The organism is Dellaglioa sp. CoH-55-MRSF-8 (genome assembly GCF_056782195.1).
The window spans coordinates 112892-136207 of the sequence record NZ_JBXAYH010000002.1 but is presented as its reverse complement, the minus strand read 5'-3'; the positions used below and the strand labels follow the sequence as shown (position 1 = coordinate 136207).

At 33.1% G+C, this 23316-nt stretch carries 21 protein-coding genes; 3 read left to right on the top strand and 18 right to left on the bottom strand.

Annotated elements, in window-relative coordinates:
• The first annotated feature begins 15 nt into the window (after positions 1-15).
• Positions 16-1086 carry a tyrosine recombinase XerS gene (gene xerS / locus AC1RPW_RS02450; protein WP_409022540.1) on the top strand — a complete coding sequence of 357 codons (1071 nt, stop codon included), beginning with the start codon at positions 16-18 and terminating at the stop codon, positions 1084-1086.
• A 42-nt stretch (positions 1087-1128) separates the two neighbouring features.
• Here xerS and AC1RPW_RS02445 read toward each other — a convergent pair whose 3' ends face one another.
• From AC1RPW_RS02445 to parE, 5 genes are all read right to left on the bottom strand, one after another.
• On the bottom strand, positions 1129-1788 hold the full coding sequence (locus AC1RPW_RS02445) for an HD domain-containing protein (protein WP_481761319.1): 660 nt from the start codon (positions 1786-1788) through the stop codon (positions 1129-1131).
• 61 nt (positions 1789-1849) lie between these two features.
• Positions 1850-2779, bottom strand: a complete 930-nt coding sequence (locus AC1RPW_RS02440) for a manganese-dependent inorganic pyrophosphatase (RefSeq protein ID WP_481761321.1) — start codon at positions 2777-2779, stop codon at positions 1850-1852.
• 16 nt (positions 2780-2795) lie between these two features.
• The gene (locus AC1RPW_RS02435) at positions 2796-3752 is read right to left on the bottom strand and encodes a LysR family transcriptional regulator (protein WP_481761322.1); all 957 of its coding nucleotides are present in this window, start codon (positions 3750-3752) and stop codon (positions 2796-2798) included.
• A gap of 105 nt (positions 3753-3857) precedes the next feature.
• Entirely contained in the window at positions 3858-6290 is a 2433-nt protein-coding gene (gene parC, locus AC1RPW_RS02430) for a DNA topoisomerase IV subunit A (protein WP_481761409.1), read from the bottom strand.
• A gap of 24 nt (positions 6291-6314) precedes the next feature.
• Positions 6315-8333, bottom strand: coding sequence for a DNA topoisomerase IV subunit B (parE, locus tag AC1RPW_RS02425; RefSeq protein WP_481761323.1), 2019 nt, complete (start codon positions 8331-8333; stop codon positions 6315-6317).
• 180 nt (positions 8334-8513) lie between these two features.
• Between parE and plsY the strand changes: the two genes are divergently transcribed.
• Complete coding sequence (plsY, locus tag AC1RPW_RS02420) at positions 8514-9137, top strand: glycerol-3-phosphate 1-O-acyltransferase PlsY (protein ID WP_481761324.1); 624 nt, start codon at positions 8514-8516, stop codon at positions 9135-9137.
• Between the two features lie 20 nt (positions 9138-9157).
• Here plsY and AC1RPW_RS02415 read toward each other — a convergent pair whose 3' ends face one another.
• The 13 genes from AC1RPW_RS02415 to AC1RPW_RS02355 form a co-directional block, all read right to left on the bottom strand.
• Positions 9158-10039: an aldose 1-epimerase family protein gene (locus tag AC1RPW_RS02415; RefSeq protein WP_481761325.1), complete on the bottom strand. Its 882-nt coding sequence runs from the start codon at positions 10037-10039 to the stop codon at positions 9158-9160.
• 16 nt (positions 10040-10055) lie between these two features.
• Positions 10056-11465, bottom strand: coding sequence for an ATP-dependent protease ATPase subunit HslU (gene hslU, locus AC1RPW_RS02410; RefSeq protein ID WP_409022533.1), 1410 nt, complete (start codon positions 11463-11465; stop codon positions 10056-10058).
• A 15-nt stretch (positions 11466-11480) separates the two neighbouring features.
• Positions 11481-12026, bottom strand: a complete 546-nt coding sequence (gene hslV / locus AC1RPW_RS02405) for an HslVU peptidase proteolytic subunit (RefSeq protein ID WP_409022532.1) — start codon at positions 12024-12026, stop codon at positions 11481-11483.
• A gap of 114 nt (positions 12027-12140) precedes the next feature.
• Positions 12141-13448, bottom strand: coding sequence for an FADH(2)-oxidizing methylenetetrahydrofolate--tRNA-(uracil(54)-C(5))-methyltransferase TrmFO (gene trmFO / locus AC1RPW_RS02400; RefSeq protein ID WP_481761326.1), 1308 nt, complete (start codon positions 13446-13448; stop codon positions 12141-12143).
• Between the two features lie 29 nt (positions 13449-13477).
• A complete protein-coding gene (gene topA, locus AC1RPW_RS02395; RefSeq protein WP_481761327.1) occupies positions 13478-15574 on the bottom strand; it encodes a type I DNA topoisomerase in 2097 nt (698 codons plus the stop codon).
• A 95-nt stretch (positions 15575-15669) separates the two neighbouring features.
• A complete protein-coding gene (gene dprA, locus AC1RPW_RS02390) occupies positions 15670-16539 on the bottom strand; it encodes a DNA-processing protein DprA (protein WP_481761328.1) in 870 nt (289 codons plus the stop codon).
• A gap of 50 nt (positions 16540-16589) precedes the next feature.
• The gene (locus AC1RPW_RS02385; protein WP_481761329.1) at positions 16590-17357 is read right to left on the bottom strand and encodes a ribonuclease HII; all 768 of its coding nucleotides are present in this window, start codon (positions 17355-17357) and stop codon (positions 16590-16592) included.
• A gap of 2 nt (positions 17358-17359) precedes the next feature.
• A complete protein-coding gene (ylqF, locus tag AC1RPW_RS02380) occupies positions 17360-18208 on the bottom strand; it encodes a ribosome biogenesis GTPase YlqF (protein WP_481761330.1) in 849 nt (282 codons plus the stop codon).
• A gap of 142 nt (positions 18209-18350) precedes the next feature.
• Positions 18351-19799 carry a S41 family peptidase gene (locus AC1RPW_RS02375; protein WP_481761331.1) on the bottom strand — a complete coding sequence of 483 codons (1449 nt, stop codon included), beginning with the start codon at positions 19797-19799 and terminating at the stop codon, positions 18351-18353.
• A 14-nt stretch (positions 19800-19813) separates the two neighbouring features.
• The gene (locus AC1RPW_RS02370; RefSeq protein WP_409022525.1) at positions 19814-20035 is read right to left on the bottom strand and encodes a YozE family protein; all 222 of its coding nucleotides are present in this window, start codon (positions 20033-20035) and stop codon (positions 19814-19816) included.
• A gap of 15 nt (positions 20036-20050) precedes the next feature.
• A complete protein-coding gene (locus AC1RPW_RS02365; protein ID WP_409022524.1) occupies positions 20051-20665 on the bottom strand; it encodes a YpmS family protein in 615 nt (204 codons plus the stop codon).
• Between the two features lie 11 nt (positions 20666-20676).
• Positions 20677-21459, bottom strand: coding sequence for an SGNH/GDSL hydrolase family protein (locus AC1RPW_RS02360; RefSeq protein ID WP_481761332.1), 783 nt, complete (start codon positions 21457-21459; stop codon positions 20677-20679).
• 198 nt (positions 21460-21657) lie between these two features.
• Positions 21658-22506, bottom strand: a complete 849-nt coding sequence (locus AC1RPW_RS02355) for a DegV family protein (RefSeq protein WP_481761333.1) — start codon at positions 22504-22506, stop codon at positions 21658-21660.
• 139 nt (positions 22507-22645) lie between these two features.
• On the opposite strand from AC1RPW_RS02355, the gene trhA reads away from it, so the two are divergent.
• Positions 22646-23287: a PAQR family membrane homeostasis protein TrhA gene (trhA, locus tag AC1RPW_RS02350; RefSeq protein ID WP_481761334.1), complete on the top strand. Its 642-nt coding sequence runs from the start codon at positions 22646-22648 to the stop codon at positions 23285-23287.
• Positions 23288-23316: the final 29 nt, after the last annotated feature.

Below are 23316 nucleotides of genomic sequence, written 5' to 3'. Positions count from 1 at the left end.
TAATGAGGTGTATTTTTGAGAAAAGAAAAATATTTAGAATTAATTGAGAATGAATTACAGTACCAACCTTGGTATGCGCAGGAATACTATCAATCTAAATCTACAATCCCCCTATCCAATGCAACGTTATATCAATATTTAACAGAGTTTAGACGTTTTTTTGATTGGTTACTGGCAGAAGGTATTGTTAACGAAAAATCAATTAAGACAATCGATATTAGTGTTTTAGAACATTTAAAAAAGGAAGATATGGAACTATATAAATCCTCCCTACTTTCTAGAAGTAAATCAAATAATGCAAATAGCAACACACAACTCTCTAGGAGCACTGTAAATCGTTCTCTAACAGCGATTTCTTCATTGTTCAGGTATCTTTCTGAAGAAACGGAAAAAGAAGATGGAGAGCCATATTTTTATCGTAATGTGATGAAAAAAATTACTGTCGTAAAAGATAACGAAACGTTTGCTACACGTGCAGCAAATATTAAAGATAAATTAATGCTTGGAACTGAAGATCGTGATTATATTAACTTTATTGATCAAAAATATGCCGATTTGTTAAAGCCTAAAGGTCTTTCCTTTTTCAAACGGGATAAAGATCGCGATATTGCTATTAACGCTTTAATGCTAGGTAGTGGTTTACGGGTTTCAGAAGTTGCAAATAGTGACCTACCTGATTTAAATTTAAAAACAAATAATATTACCGTCATTCGAAAAGGTGGCAAGAAGGATACTGTGCCAATTGCACCGTGGGTAATCCCCTATCTTGTTAAATATATTGAAGTGCGTACAATGAACTATAAAGTAGATAAAATGGAAAAAGCCCTATTTTGTTCATCATATCGTGGAATTGGAAAACGCATTGAGAGTGGTACAATTGAAAAATTGGTAGCCAAGTACTCATCTGCATTTAAAGTCCGTGTTACGCCGCATAAACTACGCCATACACTCGCTTCTAAATTGTACCTAGAGACGAAGAATGAACAACTTGTAGCAACACAATTGGGTCAGAGTTCGACAAGTGCAACTGCGTTATATACCCATATGATTGATGAAGAACAACGGAATGCTATTAATAAATTATAAAATAAAAACGATTAACTCGATATTGAGTTAATCGTTTTTATTTTATGACTTTCCTTCCCATTCAGATTTGAAATTCTCAAGGAAATCTAACATAATTTGATGTCTATTTTTAGCCATTCGTTTTCCTGGTTCAGTGTTCATTGTTTCTGTAAGTGTCAATAACTTTTCGTAGAAATGGTTAATGACCGTTTGATTCTCAATATTCCTGTATTCTTCTGGGGTCATATTTCTTCTTGGACCACGATGTGGATCATATATTTTACTGCCAACATGTCCACCGTAATAAAAAGTTCTAGCAATACCGACAGCACCAATTGCATCTAATCGATCAGCATCTTGAACAACTTTTGCTTCTTCGGGCAAGTTAATAGTATTATCGTTCAATTGGTTTTTAAAAGAAATTGATTTAATAATTATTAAAATATCATTAATTTGAAGTGAAGTTAAATCAATAGATGTTAAAAAATTTGTTAAATTAGTTACTTCTTCTTTAACATTATCGACTACTTTATCATCAATTACGTCATGTAAATAACTACTAAGAACAATTATTAAATAATTGATATTATGAATTTCTGAGGCAATCGTTTTTGAATTTGTAACGACTCGTTCAATATGAGCAAAGTCATGTCCAGAAGTATCTGACGCTAATTTATTTTGCGTATATATTTTAACTGCTTGAATTTGTTCTTCAGGTAGCATCCTAAATTCTCCTTAAAATAAAAAAGCTTAGAGATAAAGTCTAAACTTTTAAGATTTTTTATTAAGCTTCAAAAACAGCTTGTAATTGAGGAACAACTTGTTTTTTTCTTGAAACAACACCAGGTAATGACAATTTGTTATCAGAAAGTTTTGTGTTGAAGGCTTTTTCAACCATTTCTTTAGGTTCTCCAACAACTAATAGTTCTGAATCACTGTCTAGGATATTTGTAACTAATAGTAAGAATAAATCATAATTATTAGCTTTACTATCATCTTCAATCGCTGAAACTAGTGCAGCTTCACGGTTAAAAACTTCTTCTAAATCAACGGTATTAACTTGAGCAACACGTACTGTTTTACCAGCCATATCAAAAGATTTGGCATCTCCGTTAATCAATTCTGTTTCAGTTTTGCTAGATAAATTAGTTCCAGCTTTTAACATATCTAATCCGTATACATTGTAATCAGTGTTACTAATTTTAGAAAGTGCTTTAGTTGCTTCAATATCAACTGGAGTCGTTGTAGGTGATTTGAATAACAATGTATCAGAAATAATAGCTGACATCATTAATCCTGCAATATTAGCAGGAATTTCAATATTGTTTTCATTAAACATTTTCCATAGGATGGTACTTGAACAACCGACAGCCTCTGCGCGGAAATTAAGAGGCATATTGGTTGTGAAATTAGCAATACGATGATGATCGACAACGTCTGTTACAACAAGATCAGCGATATCAGAAACACTTTGTTGAGATTCATTATGATCAACTAACATAACTGATTCAACCTCATTTTTAGCTGTTTCAATAATTCTTGGTTCAGGTTCATTAAAGTAATCTAAAACAAATTTTGTTTCTTCACTTAATGTTCCTAAGGTAACGGCTTCAGTATCGAAACCTAATTTATTTTGTAGATATGAGAATGCTTTAGCAGCTACAACTGCGTCTGTATCAGGACTTTGATGTCCAAAAATTAATTGTTTAGTCATTATTATAATCTCCTTTTTATTTGTTAATTTCTTTAAGTCGAGTCATGTAATCTTTTTCTTCTAAAAATTTATCAAATGCATTTAAAAAATGTTCATTTCTAGGAATTTCATCTTTATCTTTTCTAAAGACAAATGACAAATCAAATTTTATTTCTGGATCAAAATGAGATGTCCAAAGGTCTTTGCTTTCAGGATGAGCCGTTAAAAATGAAGTTGGTAATGCTGAATAAGCATGTGTTGCACGAGCAAATTTTAAAATCTGTGTGGGTGATGTAAATCTAGCAACACTCTTTGGCAGGTTAACTAATTGATTTTGATAAATTGTTTTAATTGTTTTATCAAGATAATAATCACTTGGATAAGTGACCCAAACATTATCAATTGTTTCTTGAAGTCTAACTTTCTTTTTAGAAGATAACTTTTCATTATGATGTAAAAACAATAAATCTTCAGTAAAGATTTTCTTACTTTCGTATGGTTTCCAGTTTTTAATACTTTCATCTGGAAGATACATAATAGCTAAATCAATTTTATTATTCTCAAGTTCACTCCAAATTTCTTTACGCGTTAGTAAATGGAATGACACAATAATATCTGGATTATTTTTATAGTACTGGATAACAAAATCATCAAACACTTCGTCTTCGATTGAAGCCAAAATCCCGATAGTAATTTCTCCTTGTGTTGCACTTGTTGATTGTTGAATTTCATTCGTTGCTTTATTTAATGTTTCATAGATTTGGTGTGTTGCATCTAGCATTGTATAGCCAGCATCAGAAAGATGTAATTTTTTACCAACAGAATAAAAAAGTGGTGCACCAACTGTTCTTTCTAATTTTTTAATTTGCTGTGTTAATGCAGGTTGTGTGATTCCTAATATTTGGGCTGCTTGCGTATAATTCATTATATCTGCAAGCTGTAAAAAATATGTTAACGTTTTTGATGAAAATATATTTTCTTGCTTTGTTTTCATATTAGCGTGATCTCCTCAGTTCTAGAAATTAATAGTCATATTAGTATAATAAGCGTAATAAAAAAAAAGAGCAAACAAATTTGCCTTTTTTTAACAATTTAATTATTAATTAATCTCATTTAAATTATTAGGTATTCCTAATTGTTCTGTATCAATAACAAATGAACCATTTGAATATCTATCAGATAGCGGATATGACATTGGTTCGATAATAAATTCATTGCCACTTTCAGTAAGGGCATTTAAATTCACATCTTTAGTAATGAGTTTCATGCCAACGACTCTATGAGGTTCCTTCTTAAGCTCTCTAAGAACAAGAACGCCACGTTTCGCCCTACTTGTCGAGCTCACTTCTGATACAGCCATACGCTTAAATGAACCGCGCTGTGTTAATAATCCAATCTGACTATGTTCAGTTACTAAACAAGTAGCGGCAACATAATCATCCTTCTTAAGATTCATCGCGATTACACCAGCTGCTTTAGATCCGACAACAGGAACTTCTTCGAGAGGATACTTTAATCCATACCCATCATGTGAAGCACTAAAAATGAATAACGAGTCATCCGTTTCTTTCAAGTATGAAATCAAGATAACATCATCGTTAGCTTCCTTCAATTTCATGAATTTACTTGCATGACCTTTATAAGTTCGTCCGGGTTGTAAGTCGGAAACCAGTGTTTGTTTAATGAATCCATTTTTAGTTGCAAAAACAAATTTACCAGGGACATTCACTTTTTTGAAAGAAAATGCTTTAATTAAATATTCATCAGTATCTAATCCAATAGTTTGTGAAATATGTTCCCCAGTATCTTTCCACTTTGCCTCAGTTATTTCATGAATTGGACGGTAAATCATATTTCCCTTATTTGTAAACATAAATAGATGATCTAATGTGTTAACAGATTCATTAAATACAATTTGATCTTCGTTTTTCAAACCATTCTCATTTACTCCTGAGGCGTTAAATGACCGTAATGAGCTACGTTTGAGATAACCATCACGGCTAACTAATACTTGAACATCTTCGGGAGTTACTAAAACTGCTGTTTCAATCTTAATGTCTTCAATATGTTCTTGAATTTCAGTTAGTCGAGGTGTGGCATATTCTTTAGATACTTGTTTAAGCTCTTTTTTCACAACATCAGATAACTTACTAGGATCTGCCAATATTGCTTTGTAATCAATAATTTTTGCAGCAAGCTCTGCATTTTCTTTTTCAAGCGCAGTCACATCTGTATTAGACAAGCGGTACAGTTGTAATGAAACAATTGCTTCAGCTTGTTTTTCTGTGAAATCGAACAGATCCATTAAGCTTAATTTAGCACTCTTTTTATCTTTACTTGCACGGATTGCTTTAATTACTTTATCTAAAATTGATAAAGCTTTAATTAACCCTTCAACGATATGTTGACGAGACTCAGCCTTTTTTAAATCAAATTCAGTTCTTTTTTTCGTAACACTTAATTGATACTCTAAGTACGAAGATAAGAATTTTTTTAAGCCAACTAACTCAGGTCGTTGATGGTTAATTGCAACCATATTGAAATTATACGAAATTTGTAAATCAGTATTTTTAAATAAATAATTTAAAATACCTTGTGCATTGACGTTGCGTTTTAATTCAATTGCAATTTGTAGTCCTTCACGATCACTTTCATCTCGAACTTCAGCAATCCCATCAACTTTTTTTAATAAGCGAATTTCATCCATCTTTTTAACAAGAACAGCTTTATTCACTTCGTATGGAATTTCTGAAATAATAATTTGTGTTTTACCACCCTTTAGTTCTTGAATCTCAGTTCTAGAACGAACGACTACTTTACCACGCCCCGTTTTATAAGCACTCTGGATGCCGGATAGTCCTTGTAAAATACCACCGGTTGGAAAATCGGGGCCCTTAACGAATGACATTAATTTATCTAAAGTCGCATTTGGATGACCAATTAAATAAACAACGGCATCAACAACCTCGCTTAAATTATGAGGTGGAATTTCAGTTGCATACCCAGCTGAAATTCCCGTTGCACCATTTACTAACAAATTAGGAAATCTTGCTGGTAAAACAGTTGGTTCATACTCCGTATCATCAAAATTCAATACGAAATCAACCGTTTCTTTTTCAATATCACGTAGCATTTCAGTCGCAATTTTACTTGTACGAGCTTCTGTGTAACGCATTGCGGCAGGAGAATCACCATCCATTGACCCATTATTTCCGTGCATTTCAATTAATGGTGTTCGTAATTTCCAGTTTTGACTCATACGGACCATAGCTTCGTAAATTGAGCTATCTCCATGAGGATGAAAATTACCCATAACATTTCCGACAGATTTAGCAGATTTTCTAAACCCTTTATCATATGTGTTACCATCTTGATTCATTGCGTATAAAATACGACGTTGAACAGGTTTTAGGCCATCACGTATATCAGGTAAAGCACGTTCTTGAATAATATATTTAGAATAACGACCAAATCGTTCACCCATAACATCTTCTAAGGTCAGCTCTTGAATTTTTGATGTATCTTTTTCTATAGCCAAATTAATAATCCTCCTTCCTTAGTCAGTCGTTGTTTGATCTTCAAATAATGTTAAATCTTCTTCATTTTTTAAATCAGTAACTTGTTTACTTGATACCTTATCAAGGATACTACCGTCCTCTTCAAGTGAAAATTGAACATTTTCTTCAATCCAATTTCGACGAGGTTCTACCTTGTCGCCCATTAAGGTTGTCACTCTTTTTTCAGCAAGTGCAGGATCATCAATTCGAATTCTAACTAAAGTTCTTGTCATTGGATCCATAGTTGTTTCCCATAATTGATCTGCATTCATTTCGCCCAGACCTTTAAATCGTTGTAGGTTGTAACCACGTCCAATTTTTGTTGTTGCTTTATCAAGCTCTTCATCGGTCCAAGCATAGATACTCTCTATTTTTTTACCCGTTCCTTTTTGAATTTTATATAAAGGTGGTAAAGCAATATAGATTTTCCCAGCATCAATTAGTGGACGCATATATTTATAGAAAAATGTCAATAATAAGGTTTGGATGTGCGCACCATCAGTATCAGCATCAGTCATGATAATAATTTTATCGTAGTTACTGTCTTCGAGCTTAAATTCAGCACCAACACCTGCGCCAACTGTATAAATCATTGTATTAATTTCTTCATTTTTTAAAATATCTTGTAATTTTGCCTTTTCAGTATTCAATACCTTACCACGTAAAGGTAGAATGGCTTGGAATTTGCGTTCACGACCTTGTTTAGCTGAACCACCGGCAGAATCACCTTCGACTAAAAACAACTCATTTTTCTTAGCGTTTTTCGATTGTGCAGGTGTTAATTTCCCAGATAATAAGCGATCATTTTTCTTTTTCTTTTTCCCATTTCTTGAATCATCACGAGCCTTACGAGCTGCTTCTCGAGCCTCTCTAGCTTTAATTGATTTTCTAACAAGTTCTTGTGCAAACTCACCATTTTCCATCAAATAAAACCCAAGTTTTTCACTCAGAACGCTATCGACGATAGATCTTGCTTCGGGTGTACCTAATTTACCCTTCGTTTGTCCTTCGAATTGCAATAACTCTTCAGGTATTCGCACTGAAATGACTCCTGAAAGGCCCTCTCGAACATCACTACCTTCTAAATTACGATCTTTATCTTTTAAAAGACCTAATTTTCTGGCATATTCGTTAAATGCTTTTGTCCAAGCAGACTTCATTCCTGCTTCATGTGTACCACCATCTTTTGTCCGAACGTTATTAACAAAGGACATTAAGTTTTCTGAGTAGCCATCATTATATTGTGCTGCAACTTCTACTTCAATTTTATCTTTAATGCCATCAAAATACATCACTTCGCCAAGTGTATCTTTGTCTTCGTTTAAATAAGCAACGAATTCTTTAATACCTTCTTCAAAATGATAGATATCTTGTTTATCAGTTCTTTCATCTGTTAAAACAATTTTGACACCACGTAATAAAAAGGCAGACTCTTTTAATCTTTCAGCTAAAATATCATACTTATAAATTGTAGTTGAAAAAATACTTTCATCGGGTTTAAAAGTTACTGTTGTTCCATTTGCTCGTTTAGTTGCACCTAATTTTTTTAAAGTCCCAACTGGATGCCCACCATTTTTAAACTTTTCTTCATAACGAATACCATCACGAACGGTATCAACTGTTAATGATGAAGATAATGCGTTAACGACACTTGCGCCAACGCCATGTAGTCCACCAGACGTTTTATATCCGCCTTGGCCAAATTTTCCACCAGCATGTAAGACAGTGAAGATAACTTCAACAGTTGGTATTCCTGATGCATGCATACCAATAGGCATACCACGACCATAATCTACAACAGTAATACTGTTATCACTGTGGATTGTAACGTCGATTTGTGAACCATATCCTGACAAGGCTTCATCAACTGCGTTATCAACAATCTCGTAGACAAGATGATGTAATCCCTTGCCATCTGTCGACCCAATATACATACCAGGTCGTTTTCTAACTGCTTCTAGTCCTTCAAGAACTTGAATTGAATCATCATTGTATTTTGTTTTATTTTGATTAGTCATTCAGTTAAACGCCCCTTACTCTGTATTCCTACAGTAACGTTACTATAATAACCTATTCTTTTTTAAAATGTAAAGAGAAATCCGAATAGATGTTCTATTTTATAAAAAATTTTGGTGTCTTCTTAAAAGAATGTTAAAATACTACTTATTGGATTTACTGGCTGAAAGGAGTGAATTATCATGGGTACAATCATATTAATGTTGATTATCGCTTATATTTTAGGATCAATTCCATCAGGGGTTTGGATTGGAAAATATTTTTATCAAAAGGATATCAGAAATTTTGGTAGTGGTAATGTTGGTACAACTAATACTTATCGAGTTCTTGGACCAAAAGCAGGGACTGTTGTCTTAGTGATGGATATATCAAAAGGAATTATAGCTGCAAGCCTCCCTTATATGTTTGGGGTCGCATCAACCGTTAGTCCTTTACTAATTGGTGTAGGTGCAGTAGCTGGACATACATTCTCAATATTTACTGGATTTAAAGGTGGTAAGGCAGTTGCTACTGGTGCGGGTATTTTATTACCGTATAATCCGCTATTTTTTCTTATCGCTTGTACCATGTTTATTTCTTTAATACTTTTAACGAGTATGGTAAGTGTTGCAAGTGTCATTGGATTTATTGGTATTACGATAACAGCGATATTATTTCAAGATTGGTTATTAACTAGTATTGCAGGTATTTTGACTATATTTGTTATTTATAAACATAGAGACAACATAAAACGTATTTTAAATGGTACTGAGAGTATGGTACCTTTTGGTCTTGGATTATATTTACGAAATAAAAAAAATCGATGATTATTTCATCGATTTTTTTTTTAAAATACTGTGATTTCATACGAACCTTCGAACGATTTATTTTTTTCTAACGTATAAATATTACTTTTATCTGATAAATTACCAGTAGATTCAATATTATCAGCTACTCCCCACCATGGTTCAATACAAACAAATGGTGAATTTTCAGGATATTTCGACCAGATACCAACGTAATCTGCACCATTTAATGTCACGGAAACACCATGATCATCTTCAGGTGTTGAAAGTAAGATAGTCGTTTCTAGTTGTTTCAATTCGTAAATTAAGGCATCATTTTTGAATGTTTCGCGAGATAACTTAATAGGTTCGTTGAACTTAACTGATTTTGCATTTTCGATATCGCTAAAAGGTCCAACTAGTGGAATTTGACGTCTTTCAACATTTGGTGCCACTTCAATTTGATAATTTTCTAGATTTAAATAAGCATTTTTAAGTGGTACGTTAAATGCTGGGTGTCCTCCGATAGAAAATAACAAAGGATTTTCATCGGGGTTATAAACATCGTAAATTACTTTTATTTGATGATTAGTTAAAATGTAATGTAATCTCAATCTAAAATTAAACGGATACTTTGAGATTGTTTCTGGGGATGAACCTAATTCCAGAACAACTGATGTTTTACTTTTAGAAACCACTGTAAAAAGCATGTCACGGGCAAAGCCATGTTGACCCATTTTATATGTTTTATGATCATACGCATATTCATCATTTTTTAAACGCCCAACAAATGGAAACAATACTGGGGCATGTCTACCCCAGTATTGTTTATCTGCTTGCCAAATATATTCAATAGATGTGTCATTTCCGGTAATACTGATTAATTCAGCACCTTGTTCAGCAATTTTGACTGTGATGAAATCATTTTTAAGTTCAACTGTCATTTTAGTTCACCCTATCCTATAAAATATAACGACTAAGATCTTTATCAGCAACGATGTTACCAATTTTGTCTTCAACATAACTTTCAGTAATTGTTATGTCACCCATTTGCATATCTGGACCCTCAAATAGTAAATCTTCAAGTAATTTTTCAAGAATTGTATGCAGTCTGCGTGCACCAATATTTTCAGTATCGTGGTTAACGTTGTAAGCAATTTCAGATATTTTCTCAATTGCTTCAATTGTAAATGTCACATTAATATTATCAGTGCCAATTAAAGCAATATATTGTTTAATTAAGGCATTATGAGGTTCTGTAAGAATTTTAACAAAATCTGCTTGGCTCAAATCATCTAATTCAACTCGAATTGGGAAACGACCTTGAAGTTCAGCAATTAAATCGCTAGGTTTACTTTCATGAAAAGCACCTGATGCAATAAACAAGATATGATCAGTATTAATAACACCATATTTAGTTGAAATTTGAGAGCCTTCAACAATTGGTAAAATATCACGTTGTACGCCTTCTCTAGAAACTTCACCACTATTTTTTTGAGATTTTGAAGTAATTTTATCAATTTCATCAATAAAAATAATTCCAGTGTTTTCAGCACGTTCAATTGCAGCTTGATTGATATCTGCTACATTAACTAATTTTTTTGATTCTTCACGAATTAAAATTTTACGGGCTTCTGCTACGGTTAACGTTCTTTCTACTTGGCGTGTTGGTGTTAATGCACTTAAGGTATCTCCTAAGTCGATGCCCATTTGTCCCATCATGCCATTCATACCAGAAGGCTGTTTAGGTTCATCAACTTTAATTGTCACTTCGTTATTTTCTAATAAACCACGACTTAGTTGTTCCGATACAGATAGTCGTTCATTTCTAATGTCGTCAGTGACCTCCTCTTCATCTTTTGCATCTAATCCGGCAGGTATTTGACCTTTTTGAATTTGAGACATCATTTGCATAAGATTAACATTCTCGGCTTTTTTTTGTTTTTTAATACCTGGAACTAGAAGTTTTACAAGTCGTTTATCAGCCATACGTTCAGCTGCGCCTGAAACACGGCCATATTGAGCATCTTCTTCTAATTTAATTGACACGTCAACCAAGTCACGTACCATTGATTCAACATCACGTCCAGCGTAACCAACTTCAGTGAATTTTGTTGCTTCAACTTTAATAAATGGTGCTTCAAGCATTGTTGCCAAACGACGAGCAATTTCAGTTTTACCTACACCAGTTGGCCCAATCATCATTAAATTTTTAGGTGTAACATCTTTTTGCATTGATTCAGAAAGTTGCATCCGACGATATCTATTACGTAATGCAACAGCAATGGCCTTTTTTGCATCATTTTGACCGATAACGTATTGATCTAGTTCTGTAACAATCTGTTTTGGTGTTTTATCACTTATAGTCATAAATTTACCCGCTTTCTATAATTCTTCTGAGATGACATGATGGTTAGTAAAAATATCAATATCACCGGCAATATTAATTGATGCCTCAGCAATTTCTTTAGCTGACATATCAGTTGTATGATGCTTAAGTGCCTTTGCAGCAGACAAAGCAAAATTTCCGCCAGATCCGATTGCTAAAATGTCATCGTCAGGTTCAATTACTTCTCCACTACCAGAAACTAATAACATTTCATTACTGTTCATTACAATCAAAAGTGCTTCTAATTTTTGTAAGGATTGTTCACTACGCCAATCCTGAGCTAATTCAACTGCTGCACGTTGTAAATTACCACTAAATTCATTTAATTTTTTTTCAAATCGTTCTTCAAGATTAAATGCGTCGGCAACGCTACCAGCGAAACCAACAACTACTTGATCGTTATATATGCGACGAACTTTTCTAGCAGTCCCCTTCATAATAACTTTTTCACCCATTGTGACTTGGCCATCACCGGCCATTGCACAGTGACCATTATGCTTAACGGCACAAATTGTTGTTGCATGAAATGAAACAGTTGCCATAATAAACTCCTCCATGTTACTCATTTATTGTATAAAAAAACTTCATTGAACGCTACTACTGTAGCACAACAATGAAGTATAACTCAATTATTTTATCAGATATTTCATAAATATTTAAAGACTTGGTTTAACAATTGCTAAATGCTCTAGAGCACGATTTGCAACCGCTTGATTTTTTTCTTGTTTATCTCGAATTTTTGTGCCTAATTTAGGGATAATACCAAAGTTAGCATTCATCGGCTGAAAATGTTTACCACTGGCATGTGTTATATAATGGGCCATAGCTCCCATCACAGTTGTTTTAGGAAGTACGACTAGCTCTTCTCCTAAAACAAGATGTGCGGCATTGATCCCTGCTAATAATCCACTTGCAGCACTTTCTACATAGCCTTCAACACCTGTCATTTGACCAGCAAAAAATAAATCATTTCTAAATTTAGACTGATATGTTGGTTCCAGTGTATCAGGAGAACGCATAAATGTATTACGATGCATAACACCATAACGAACAAATTCAACATTTTCTAAACCTGGAATTAGTGAGAAAACATTCTTTTGTTCGCCCCATTTAAGATGCGTTTGGAAACCAACAATATTGTATAAGTCACCGACTGCATTGTCTTGACGCAATTGGACAACGGCAAAAGGTGTTCTACCAGTCTTAGGGTCTTCTAATCCAACTGGTTTTAAAGGGCCAAATAACATTGTTTTAGCGCCTCTTCTAGCCATTTCTTCAATTGGCATACAACCTTCGAAAAATTTTTCATCTTCAAAATCATGCATTTCAGCAGTTTCGGCCCCTATTAGTGCCTTATAAAAGGTTATAAATTCCTCTTTAGTCATTGGACAATTAAGGTATGCAGCATCACCTTTATCATATCGTGATTTTAAGTAGATTTTATCCATATTTAATGATGATTTTTCTAAAATTGGTGCAGCTGCATCATAAAAATAAAGTCCCTCACTACCATTTAATTGTTTAATTGATTCTGCTAAACCTGATGATGTTAAAGGACCTGTCGCAACAATTGTTGGACCTTTTGGTAGTTCAGTTAACTCTTCATTGATAACCGTAATATTTTCATGATTTTTAACTAAATCAGTTATCTCACCAGAAAATTTATCACGGTCAACGGCTAGCGCACCGCCAGCCGGAATTGCATTATGGTCAGCTGACTTCATAATAACTGAATCTAACTGTCTCATCTCTTCCTTCAAAAGACCAACGGCATTCGTAATTTGATTAGCTCTTAAAGAATTCGTACAAACTAGTTCAGCAAAATTCTCAGTATGATGCGCTGGTGTCATTTTGATAGGGCGCATCTCGTATAAATTAACATGAACTCCTCGCTTGGCAATCTGCCATGCAGCTTCACTACCGGCAAGACCAGCACCGATTACATTAACGCTAGTATTTTCCATTATATAATCCCCCTGCTAGTTAGATTCAATTATTTTTGAACCGCTTCTTCATAGTCACAATTACTACATTTGACTTGTTTTCCACCTTTTACTTTTTTCTCAATTAAATAATGTTGACATTTTGGACATTCGCGACCAATAGGTTTATCCCATGATACGAATTCACAATCTGGGTATCTTGAGCAACCATAGAATAAACGATTTCGTTTAGATTTACGTTCAATTACTTCCCCTTGCTGACACAATGGACAAGTTACACCAATTTCTTTAACGATTGCTTTTGTATTACGACAATCTGGAAAACGCGTACATGCAAAAAATTTACCATATCGGCCCATCTTAATAACCATCGGTGACCCACAAATTTCACAATTAAATCCAGCTGGTTCATCTTTAATTTGAACTTTCTCAATTGTTTCTTGGGCATGTTCAACATTTTTTGAAAATGGTTTATAAAAATCATCAACAACTTTAACCCAATTTTCGTCTCCGACTTCAATGTTATCAAGACCTTTTTCTAATTCAGCAGTAAATTTAACATTCACAATATCACTAAAATAAGCTTCAATCATATCATCTACAATTTCACCCAGTTCAGTTGGTTCAAAACGCTTAGCAATTAATTTCACATAATATCGACGTTGAATAGTATCCAAGGTTGGTGCATACGTTGATGGACGTCCAACACCATTTTCTTCAAGTGTTTTAATTAAATTTGCTTCAGTGAATCTAGCAGGTGGCTGAGTAAAATGTTGGTTAGGCTGATTTTTAGCTAACTTAACATGATCGCCAACTTTTAAATCCGGTAAAATATTATCAGTCTTTTTGTTATCCTCATAAATTTTTGTATAACCTGCAAACTTAGTCTTTGACCCAGAAGTATGATAAGTAACGCCATTTTGTTCAATAGATACAGACATTGTATCCATTACAGCTGGTGTCATTTGACTGGCAACAAATCGCGACCAAATTAATTTATATAACTTCATTTGATCATTACTTAAATAATCCTTCATTGAAGCAGGTGTACGTAAAACAGAGGAAGGTCTAATTGCTTCATGTGCGTCCTGTGCACCTTCTTGTAATTTACCTTTGCGTGGCTTAATAGCTGCATAATCTTCACCATACTTTTCGTGTAAAAATTGAGCAGTTTCATGTTTGGCAGTCGTAGATACACGAGTCGAGTCGGTACGCATGTAAGTGATTAAACCAACAGTACCCTGTTTTCCGAGATGAATTCCTTCATATAATTGTTGTGCAACCATCATCGTTTTTCTTGTACGAAAGTTTAATTTTCTATTAGCATCTTGTTGCATTGTACTTGTAGTAAATGGTAAAGCTGGAAATCTTTTACGTTCTTTTTTTGTGACAGCGGTGATATCAAAATCTTGTTTTGTATCAATTAATGCCATTACTTTTTTAACATCTTCATTATCATGAAGTGCTTTTTTCTTTCCCTTAATACCATAAAAAGCTGCATCAAATTTCTCTTTACCTTTTTTAAATTCAGAATCAATAGTCCAGTATTCCTCTGGTATAAATGCACGAATTTCTTTTTCTCTATCAATAATTAAATTCAAAGCAATAGACTGAACTCGACCAGCACTTAAGCCTTTTTTTATTTTAGCCCATAATAAAGGACTAATTGAATAACCAACTAATCTATCTAAAATACGGCGAGCTTGTTGTGCATCAACTAAATTCATATCAATTGATCTAGGATCATTAAAAGCATTTTTAACTGCATCTTTTGTAATTTCATTAAAAACAACACGATTTTTGTCCGTGATATCTAAATCTAAAATATGAGATAAATGCCATGCAATTGCCTCGCCTTCACGATCAGGATCGGCTGCTAGATAAACATTTTTAGCTTTTTTAGCTTCTTTTTTTAAACTTTTAATAACATCGCCTTTACCACGAATTGAAATGTAATGAGGATCATAGTTGTTTTCAACGTCAACTCCCATTTTACTTCGTGGTAAATCTCTAATATGTCCAAGACTAGCGACAACATGGTAGTTGCTGCCTAGGTATTTTTCAATTGTTTTAGCCTTAGAAGGTGATTCAACAATAACTAGATTTTTTTTTGCCGGCGTTCTCTTTTTCTTTTTGGTTACTGGCATAATTGAACTCCTTCGTAGTATTTATATTGTAAGCAATAACATTTTTAAAATCGTTAGTAATCTTAAAGCATATTAGAGAGACTTGTCAAGCGTAACTAGTTTTCATAGAACTCTGCAAGTATCTGTTCACCGTTAATAATCGGCATTGCACCGGCTATTATTAGTTCATTACACCCAAGTGAAAGAGGACTAATAATTGATCCGGGTACAGCTAGTACTGTGCGATTTTCTTGCAATGCTAAATTGGCAGTTATAAGACTACCACTATGGTGTTTAGCCTCTGTAACTAATAAGCATTCACAAAGGCCTGCAATAATTCGATTTCTTTCAGGGAAATGATTACGTTGTGGTCCTGTATTCAGTCCGTACTCAGATAATAAAAGTCCCTTTTTGCTAATTTCAATTTGTAAATCTTCATTAATTTTTGGATAATAAATATTTAAACCTGTCCCAATAACAGCAATTGTATCTGCTCCGTTAGCTATTGTAAATTGGTGTGCCAAGGTATCAACGCCGGCTGCTAATCCGCTTAAAATTACCTTATCATTTTGGATACTATTTGGTAATAATAATCGTATTACTTCTATTGAGTAGTCAGTTCTTTGCCGAGCACCAACAACAGCAAGTGATTGTCGATTTAATAATTGCGTATTTCCTCGCATAAAAAGAACAATTGGTGGTCGATAGCATTCTTTTAGTCGATACGGATAGTCCTCATCAATAATAGTCACAATTGTTGAATGTAACTTATTGGTAATAACCTCATTTTTCAATGAAATACTAGTGTAAGCTTTACTGAAACTAGCTATTTTTTTACTATTTAAATTTAAAATGGATTTAATTACATCTAGAGTTAAATCAGTACAACTTGGATTCTGTTGTAACCAATCAAAAATTTTATTTTCGCCAATATACGTTATTTCAGAACATAGTCTAAGTTTAATTAAAGTGTCTCTTATTGTCATTGTTTCTCCTTATTAGTCATTAATACTAATAAGGTACGCAATTTATTTCATTATTTTTTTAGAATAGATTTAATTGGTTCAAATGTTCGACGATGAATTGGAGTGACTCCTAATTTGCTAAGTCCTGCTAAATGTTTTTTAGTTCCATATCCATCATTATGATTGAAATCGTATCCTGGATATAATTCATTGTAAAAGTTCATGAGATGATCTCGGTAAACCTTAGCAACGATACTAGCAGCAGCAATACTAGCACTTTTAGAATCGCCTTTAATGAAACTTTCCTGCGGAATATCGCTATCAATCGTCATAGCATCAATCAATAATTGTTGTGGTTTCACGTCCAATGAATTAACAGCTTCTAACATAGCAATTCTTGATGCTTGATATATATTAACTTCATCAATTGTTTGATTATTTATCACAGATATACCAACTGAAACAGCTGTAGCTAATATTTCAACGTATAATGCTTCACGCATAGATGCAGATAATTTTTTCGAATCATTCACGTCAATTAGATTGAAATTATGAGGTAAAATAACTGCTGCACTAACAACTGGACCAGCTAACGGTCCTCTTCCAACCTCATCAATACCAGCGATGTAAGGAATACCATTCTGCCATAGGTCTCTTTCTATTACTAACCTACGATTAAATAATTCTTGGTGTTCAACTAGTTTTTTTTGTCTATTATTATATTGGATTAAAAGCTTAATAACTCCTTTGCGAGAGTCTTTAGCTATTTCTTGCATAAAATTATCCGATGGATTATTCAATAAATGTTCTTTTACTTGAGAAATTGTAAATTTGGTCACAACTATTCGCCACCCAATTGAGGGATTTCTAAGGTATAACGACCAAGTTTACCTTGTCTAATATCAAATATAATTCTCTCACTCGCACGATCATAATCTTCTTTGAAACCCATTTTTTTTGTTAAATCTAATAATAAATCAACATTACTTAACTGCATTTGTTCATCCGTTAATTTATATTTCTCTTGTAATGCCTTTGGATTTGTTTGTTTAAAATGTTCTAACCCGTATAATGCAATGTCATCTTTTGCATATAAAGAGTCTTTTATTGCTCCTGTTAAAGCAAGACGTTTACCGATTTCTTGATCTTCAAATTTGGGCCATAAAATACCTGGTGTATCTAAAAGAGACATTGATTTTCCGGCTTTTAACCATTGCTGTGCTTTTGTCACCCCAGGTCTATTTCCAGTTATGGCGACATTTTTACTTAACAAATGATTTAGTAACGTCGATTTTCCAACATTCGGAATTCCGATACACATTACCTTAACTCGTTGTTGGAGGATACCTTTACTTTCTCGTAACGCTATTTTATCTTTTAAAACAACGTTAATTTTTTTCTCGATAGCGTTAAGTTGTCCGTGTTGACTATCTACTGCAACTGCCGGAATTCCTTTGTTTTCATAGTACTGTAGCCAACGTGCAGTAACGTTCGGATCGGCCATATCTTTTTTTGTTAAAACCATAATATGAGGTTTTGTTGCAAGTAATTGCTCAAGTTGCGGATTTCTAGATGATTCAGGCAATCTTGCATCAACTAATTCAAGTACGATATCTACTAAGTTTAATTTTTCCTTTACTAATCTTAAGGCTTTTGCCATATGTCCTGGGAACCATTGGATTACTGTCATTTAAATTCTCCTTGTTAAGCCAAGTAAACTTTTAATTAACTTGCTTAATTCTTTATATTTAACTCTCTTAATCAGAATACCTTAATTTGTGCACAAAAAGAAGAGAGTTCCGCTATTTAGTTTCGCCCTCTTCAGTCTTTTATTAATTTGTTAACGATTTAATTGCCGCATCATAGGCAGGATCATTTTTTGAAATTTTTTTCTGAACTAATGTTTCAATTTTTAAAGCAGTATCTTTGTTAACTTCGCCCGTTTGAGTTAAAGTATTTTCTTTTTGTAACATTTTTACTGCATTAACCGTTGATGTACCAAAGTAACCATTATTTTTGTCTTTATAATAATTAAGTGCGCTTAAGTAAACTTGAATCGTTTTAACTTGAGGTGTAACGTCTTCATATTTATATGTTTTATCAGTATTAATTAGTGGTGAATAAGCATACGCAGGATAATCAGCTGAAATAGTAGGCTTAATCCCTTTTTTATTAATCCAAGAACCATCAGGTGTTAGCCATTTAGCAATGGTAACTTTTAATTCTGTTTTATCTGTAAAGGTATTGATTGTTTGGACGGTACCTTTTCCATAAGATGTTGACCCAATTAATTTATCATTACCAGATTGGTTAAGTGCGGCTGCTAAAATTTCAGAAGCACTTGCACTATCTTTATTAATGACAACAGCTGTTTTTTCTGTGACTTTAAATCCTGAGTCATATTTTTTACCAGCCTTATATACTTCAGGAGAACCCGTTTTGCCTTGTACCTGCATAATTGTTTGACCATCTTTTAAGAACATTGATCCAATCGCTAATGCTTGATCCATAAGGCCACCTGGATTATCACGAACATCAATGACAAACGATGTAGCGCCATCTTTTCTAAGTGACTTCACTGCAGATTTGACTTCGTTAGATGTATCCTCAGAAAATGTACTAATTTGAATATATCCTACTTTTTTATTCTTTTTCGAAATACTACTATAGACTGTTTTAACAGGAATATCATCTCGTTTTATTGAAACATTAAATGTTGATGAATCACGTTTAATAGTTAGTTTCACTATTGTTCCTTTTTTACCTCTAATTTTTGAAACAGCTTTTTCTAAACTGAGACCATAAATAGATTTACCATCTATTTTTTGGATAATATCATCTGTCTTCAAACCAGCCTTTTTAGCTGGTGTTCCTTTAATAGCTGAAACAATCTGAATATTTTTCTTGCTAATTTTGACTTCAGCACCGATTCCAACAAATTTACTAGAAATAGTTGAATTTAAATTAGTCGCATCTTCTTTACCTAAATAGGCCGTAAATTTATCTCCAGTAGAGTCGACCATACCATTGATAGCCCCATCGACTAATTTTTTCTTACTGATATTTTTATAATAAGAATTATTTAGTGCCGAATAAACAGACTCAATTTTGGCTAAATCTGAACTAGTCGTTTGTAATGACCCAACTAATGTATTAATTTGACTAATTGCAAAAAAATACATTGCAGCAGCTCCGACTATAAAAGATAAACAAATTGACCCTATTAAGGTCCAAAAATGACGACCAAATCTAAAACGTTTTTCTTTTTTATCTTTTTCCATAATTTAATTCCCCACTAATTCATTTTGTCTAAATATCGGGCCCAAGCGTCATCAAAAATTGTCATTGAAGGTAAATATCCTGCATTTAATTCAAGATAATTAGAAAGAAAGTCATACTTATCTGACAATTTAGGAAAACTTTGATCATAAAATGCATTATTTGCAAATTGGGACACCTCATCCGTACCGTGATCATTGCGTTCGGTCATTAAAAATTGATAAAATGTTTGTCTCATAAATTGATACCTCATTTAATTTAAAGGGATAGAAACATCGAATTTAAAAACATTCGTTTTTAAATCAATTTTGGTTGCACTAGCTTGTATACCATTCTCAATATCTAGTTTTTTTAAGTTAAGCATAATTGTTTGTTCTTTGCTATTAATCGTAATCCAATTTGGTAAATCATATGCATTTTTTACATAATCCATTATAAACTTTTTAGGAACTGGTAATGAACCTACAGCAACAGATTTTGCTTTTAACAAGATATTACCATCATCTGTTACAACTGGATCTGAATATAATGTGAATGAAATATTTTGTCCTAAAATTTTTGTTGTGCCCATTAATATAGCAGATTTATCTACTAAAAACCGATATTTAATTGATTGACCTTTTTGAATTGATTTTAAATAATAATTAATGGTTCCGTTAAGTTGTTCCTTGTTCATTTCCACGCTTAGTTCTGTTCTTTTTGTTGCTTTTGAAGTGGTTTGAGTTGTTAGTGTCTTTTGATCTTGGGATTGGTTCATAATACTAACGGAAAAATAAAGTAGTACGCCAATCAATAAAGAAAATAATATGATAAACGCAACTTTCCATGCGTTAAAAGTGGTTGATGTTTTTTCTGTTCTTTTCGGCATAATTCTCCTCATTATTTAAATAAATGATGTTCTTCCATTGATTTGAACAACAAATCAGTCATTTTTTTATAACCTTTTTTATTTGGATGAAAATGATCAGTTATAGAAATATAGTTATTTTTTTCATCTTTTTCTTGCAAGACACTTTCAAGATTAAAACTAGATAAATCAGATAAGTCTGAGCTACCCAAAGTCTTGGCTAATTTACTTGTTTTACCATAATATTGTCCTTCAGAAAGCTGTTTTTCAACACTAACAAAATAACTATTTTTATCATTTTTAACAACCTTGTTGGTTACGTTATTCCATGATTTAACAATCGTTTTCATACTACTCATTTCGGGGAAATAAACGTAAAATGGGTTATACACTCCTATAACGTAGATAGGCGCGCTATTATTATATTTTCTAATCTCTTTAAATAAATCATTTAAATTTTTTGTATAAGTCATTTTTTCAGTATCAATAGCTTTATTTAACTTATCAGTATCATTAGATAAAATGTTTTTTTGTATAACCTGTAATAGGTCATTCCCACCAACTGTTAATGTAATAACAGTGGCTTTTTTTAACGTTTTTTGCATTTTGGGTTGTTTCTTTAATCTGCTATAAATTTGATCACTTCGATCTCCTGATAAGCCAAAGTTAGAGGCAGTTACTTTCATATTTTTATCAGTATTTATTTTTTCTGTAATTAATGAAACGAATCCACCTTTATTCGTTTCATCTCCGACACCCTGCGTTAAAGAATCACCAAGGGATACTAGCTTAAGAGCTGTTTTTTTATGGGGCACTGTTATTAAAGAATGATTCGAAAAATGGCCGGTTGCAAACCACAGCCCACTAAATATAAGACCACTTAGTACTAAAATACTTAAAATAGTAATGGAAAAGCTTTTAAAAAATTTCAAAAAATCATTCCTTTATTTAATTAAAAAAACCGGACAAAAACAGCTGTTTTTGGACCAGTTTAAAAATAATTATTTAATATATTAGTCTTTATCTGTGTAGAACATCACTGCAAAAGCCCCTGGACCACCATGCGTCGCAATAATAGGTGCTGTCTGTCGAACTAGAATATCAACTTTTGGGACTGCTGTTTGTAATAAATCGCGAACTTCAAATGCCTTTTTTTCATTTCCAGCATGAGAAATACCTACTGCTTTAACATTAGGTGTACTTTTTAATTCTTCAACTAAATCTGCAATAAATCTGTTAACCGTCTTCATACCACGGCCTTTATTTTTAATTTTTAATTCGCCATCAATCATTTCCAAAATAATCTTCATATTTAAAACACTTGAAAGAACACCAGTTAATCTTGATATACGTCCACCTTTGACCAGATTATCCAGAGTCATAACGGCCATATTTAGAGTTGAATTCTTACGGATTTCAGAAATTTTTGTTAAAATATCATCCATTGATGCACCTGAATTTGCTAACTTAGCAGCTGCTAAGACTTGAAAAGCCATACCTCGATCAGTAGAACGAGTATCAACAACGGTTACATCGGATTGACTCATTTCTGCAGCTTGCTCTGCAGTATGAACTGTACCACTAATTTGGTCAGTCATGTTAAGTGAGAGAACTTGGCTACCATCTGCCCCAAGACTGTCAAACATTTCTACAAAAGTACCAATTGGTGGCTGACTTGTTTTAGGTAACGTTTTTGACGTTTCCATTTTAGTCTCAAATTCGTCATTTGTAATTGATTCACCTTCAACGTAAATAGTATCATCAATCATAACGCTTAGAGGTATAATGCTAATGTCATTTTCTTTTATTTCATTATCTGTTAATCCAACAGATGAATCCGTTATTATTTTAATTTTTTTCATGTTTCTTCATCCACACTTTCTTAACAAAAGTTTTTAATCATGATACAATAATGTCACTATAAACTTTTCTATTTATAATGTCTAGTATATCAGAATTACTGGTCTATTTCACATAGAAATTGATGACTGAGGTGTTTTTTTGGAACATAATTACAGTAGAAGGTATCTCATCTTAAATGAGGTATTAAACGCGGTAACTCATGGTATTGGTCTTGGGTTAAGTATAGCGGGATTGATTTTTTTACTTATTAAAGGTGCTCATAATGGTAGTGCATTAGAAATTACCTCGTATGCTATATATGGTTCATCTTTGGTACTGCTGTACTTAACTTCTACCCTATTTCATAGTTTAATATTTACACGAGCAAGAACTGTTTTTCAAATCTTCGATCATAGTAGTATCTATATTCTGATAGCAGGTACTTATACGCCTTATTGTCTTCTCTCTGTTGGTGGGGCATTAGGTTGGACACTATTCGGAATCATCTGGATGATGACCGTTTTAGGAATTATTTATAAATCAATTTGGTTGGGTCATTTTAAAACAATTTCAACCATCATTTATCTAATTATGGGCTGGCTTTGTTTGAGCGCAATGATGCCACTTTATAATAGCCTCGGTACAATTGGGTTCTGGCTACTTGTTTCTGGTGGCATTGCGTTCACAATCGGCGCTGGAATTTATAGTATAAACGGTGTTAAGTACTTACATGTCGTTTGGCATTTATTTGTGATGTTAGGTACAGGATTAATGTTTTTTTCTATTTTATTATATACTTAAAGTTAAAAAGCGAAGACACATCCGTATTG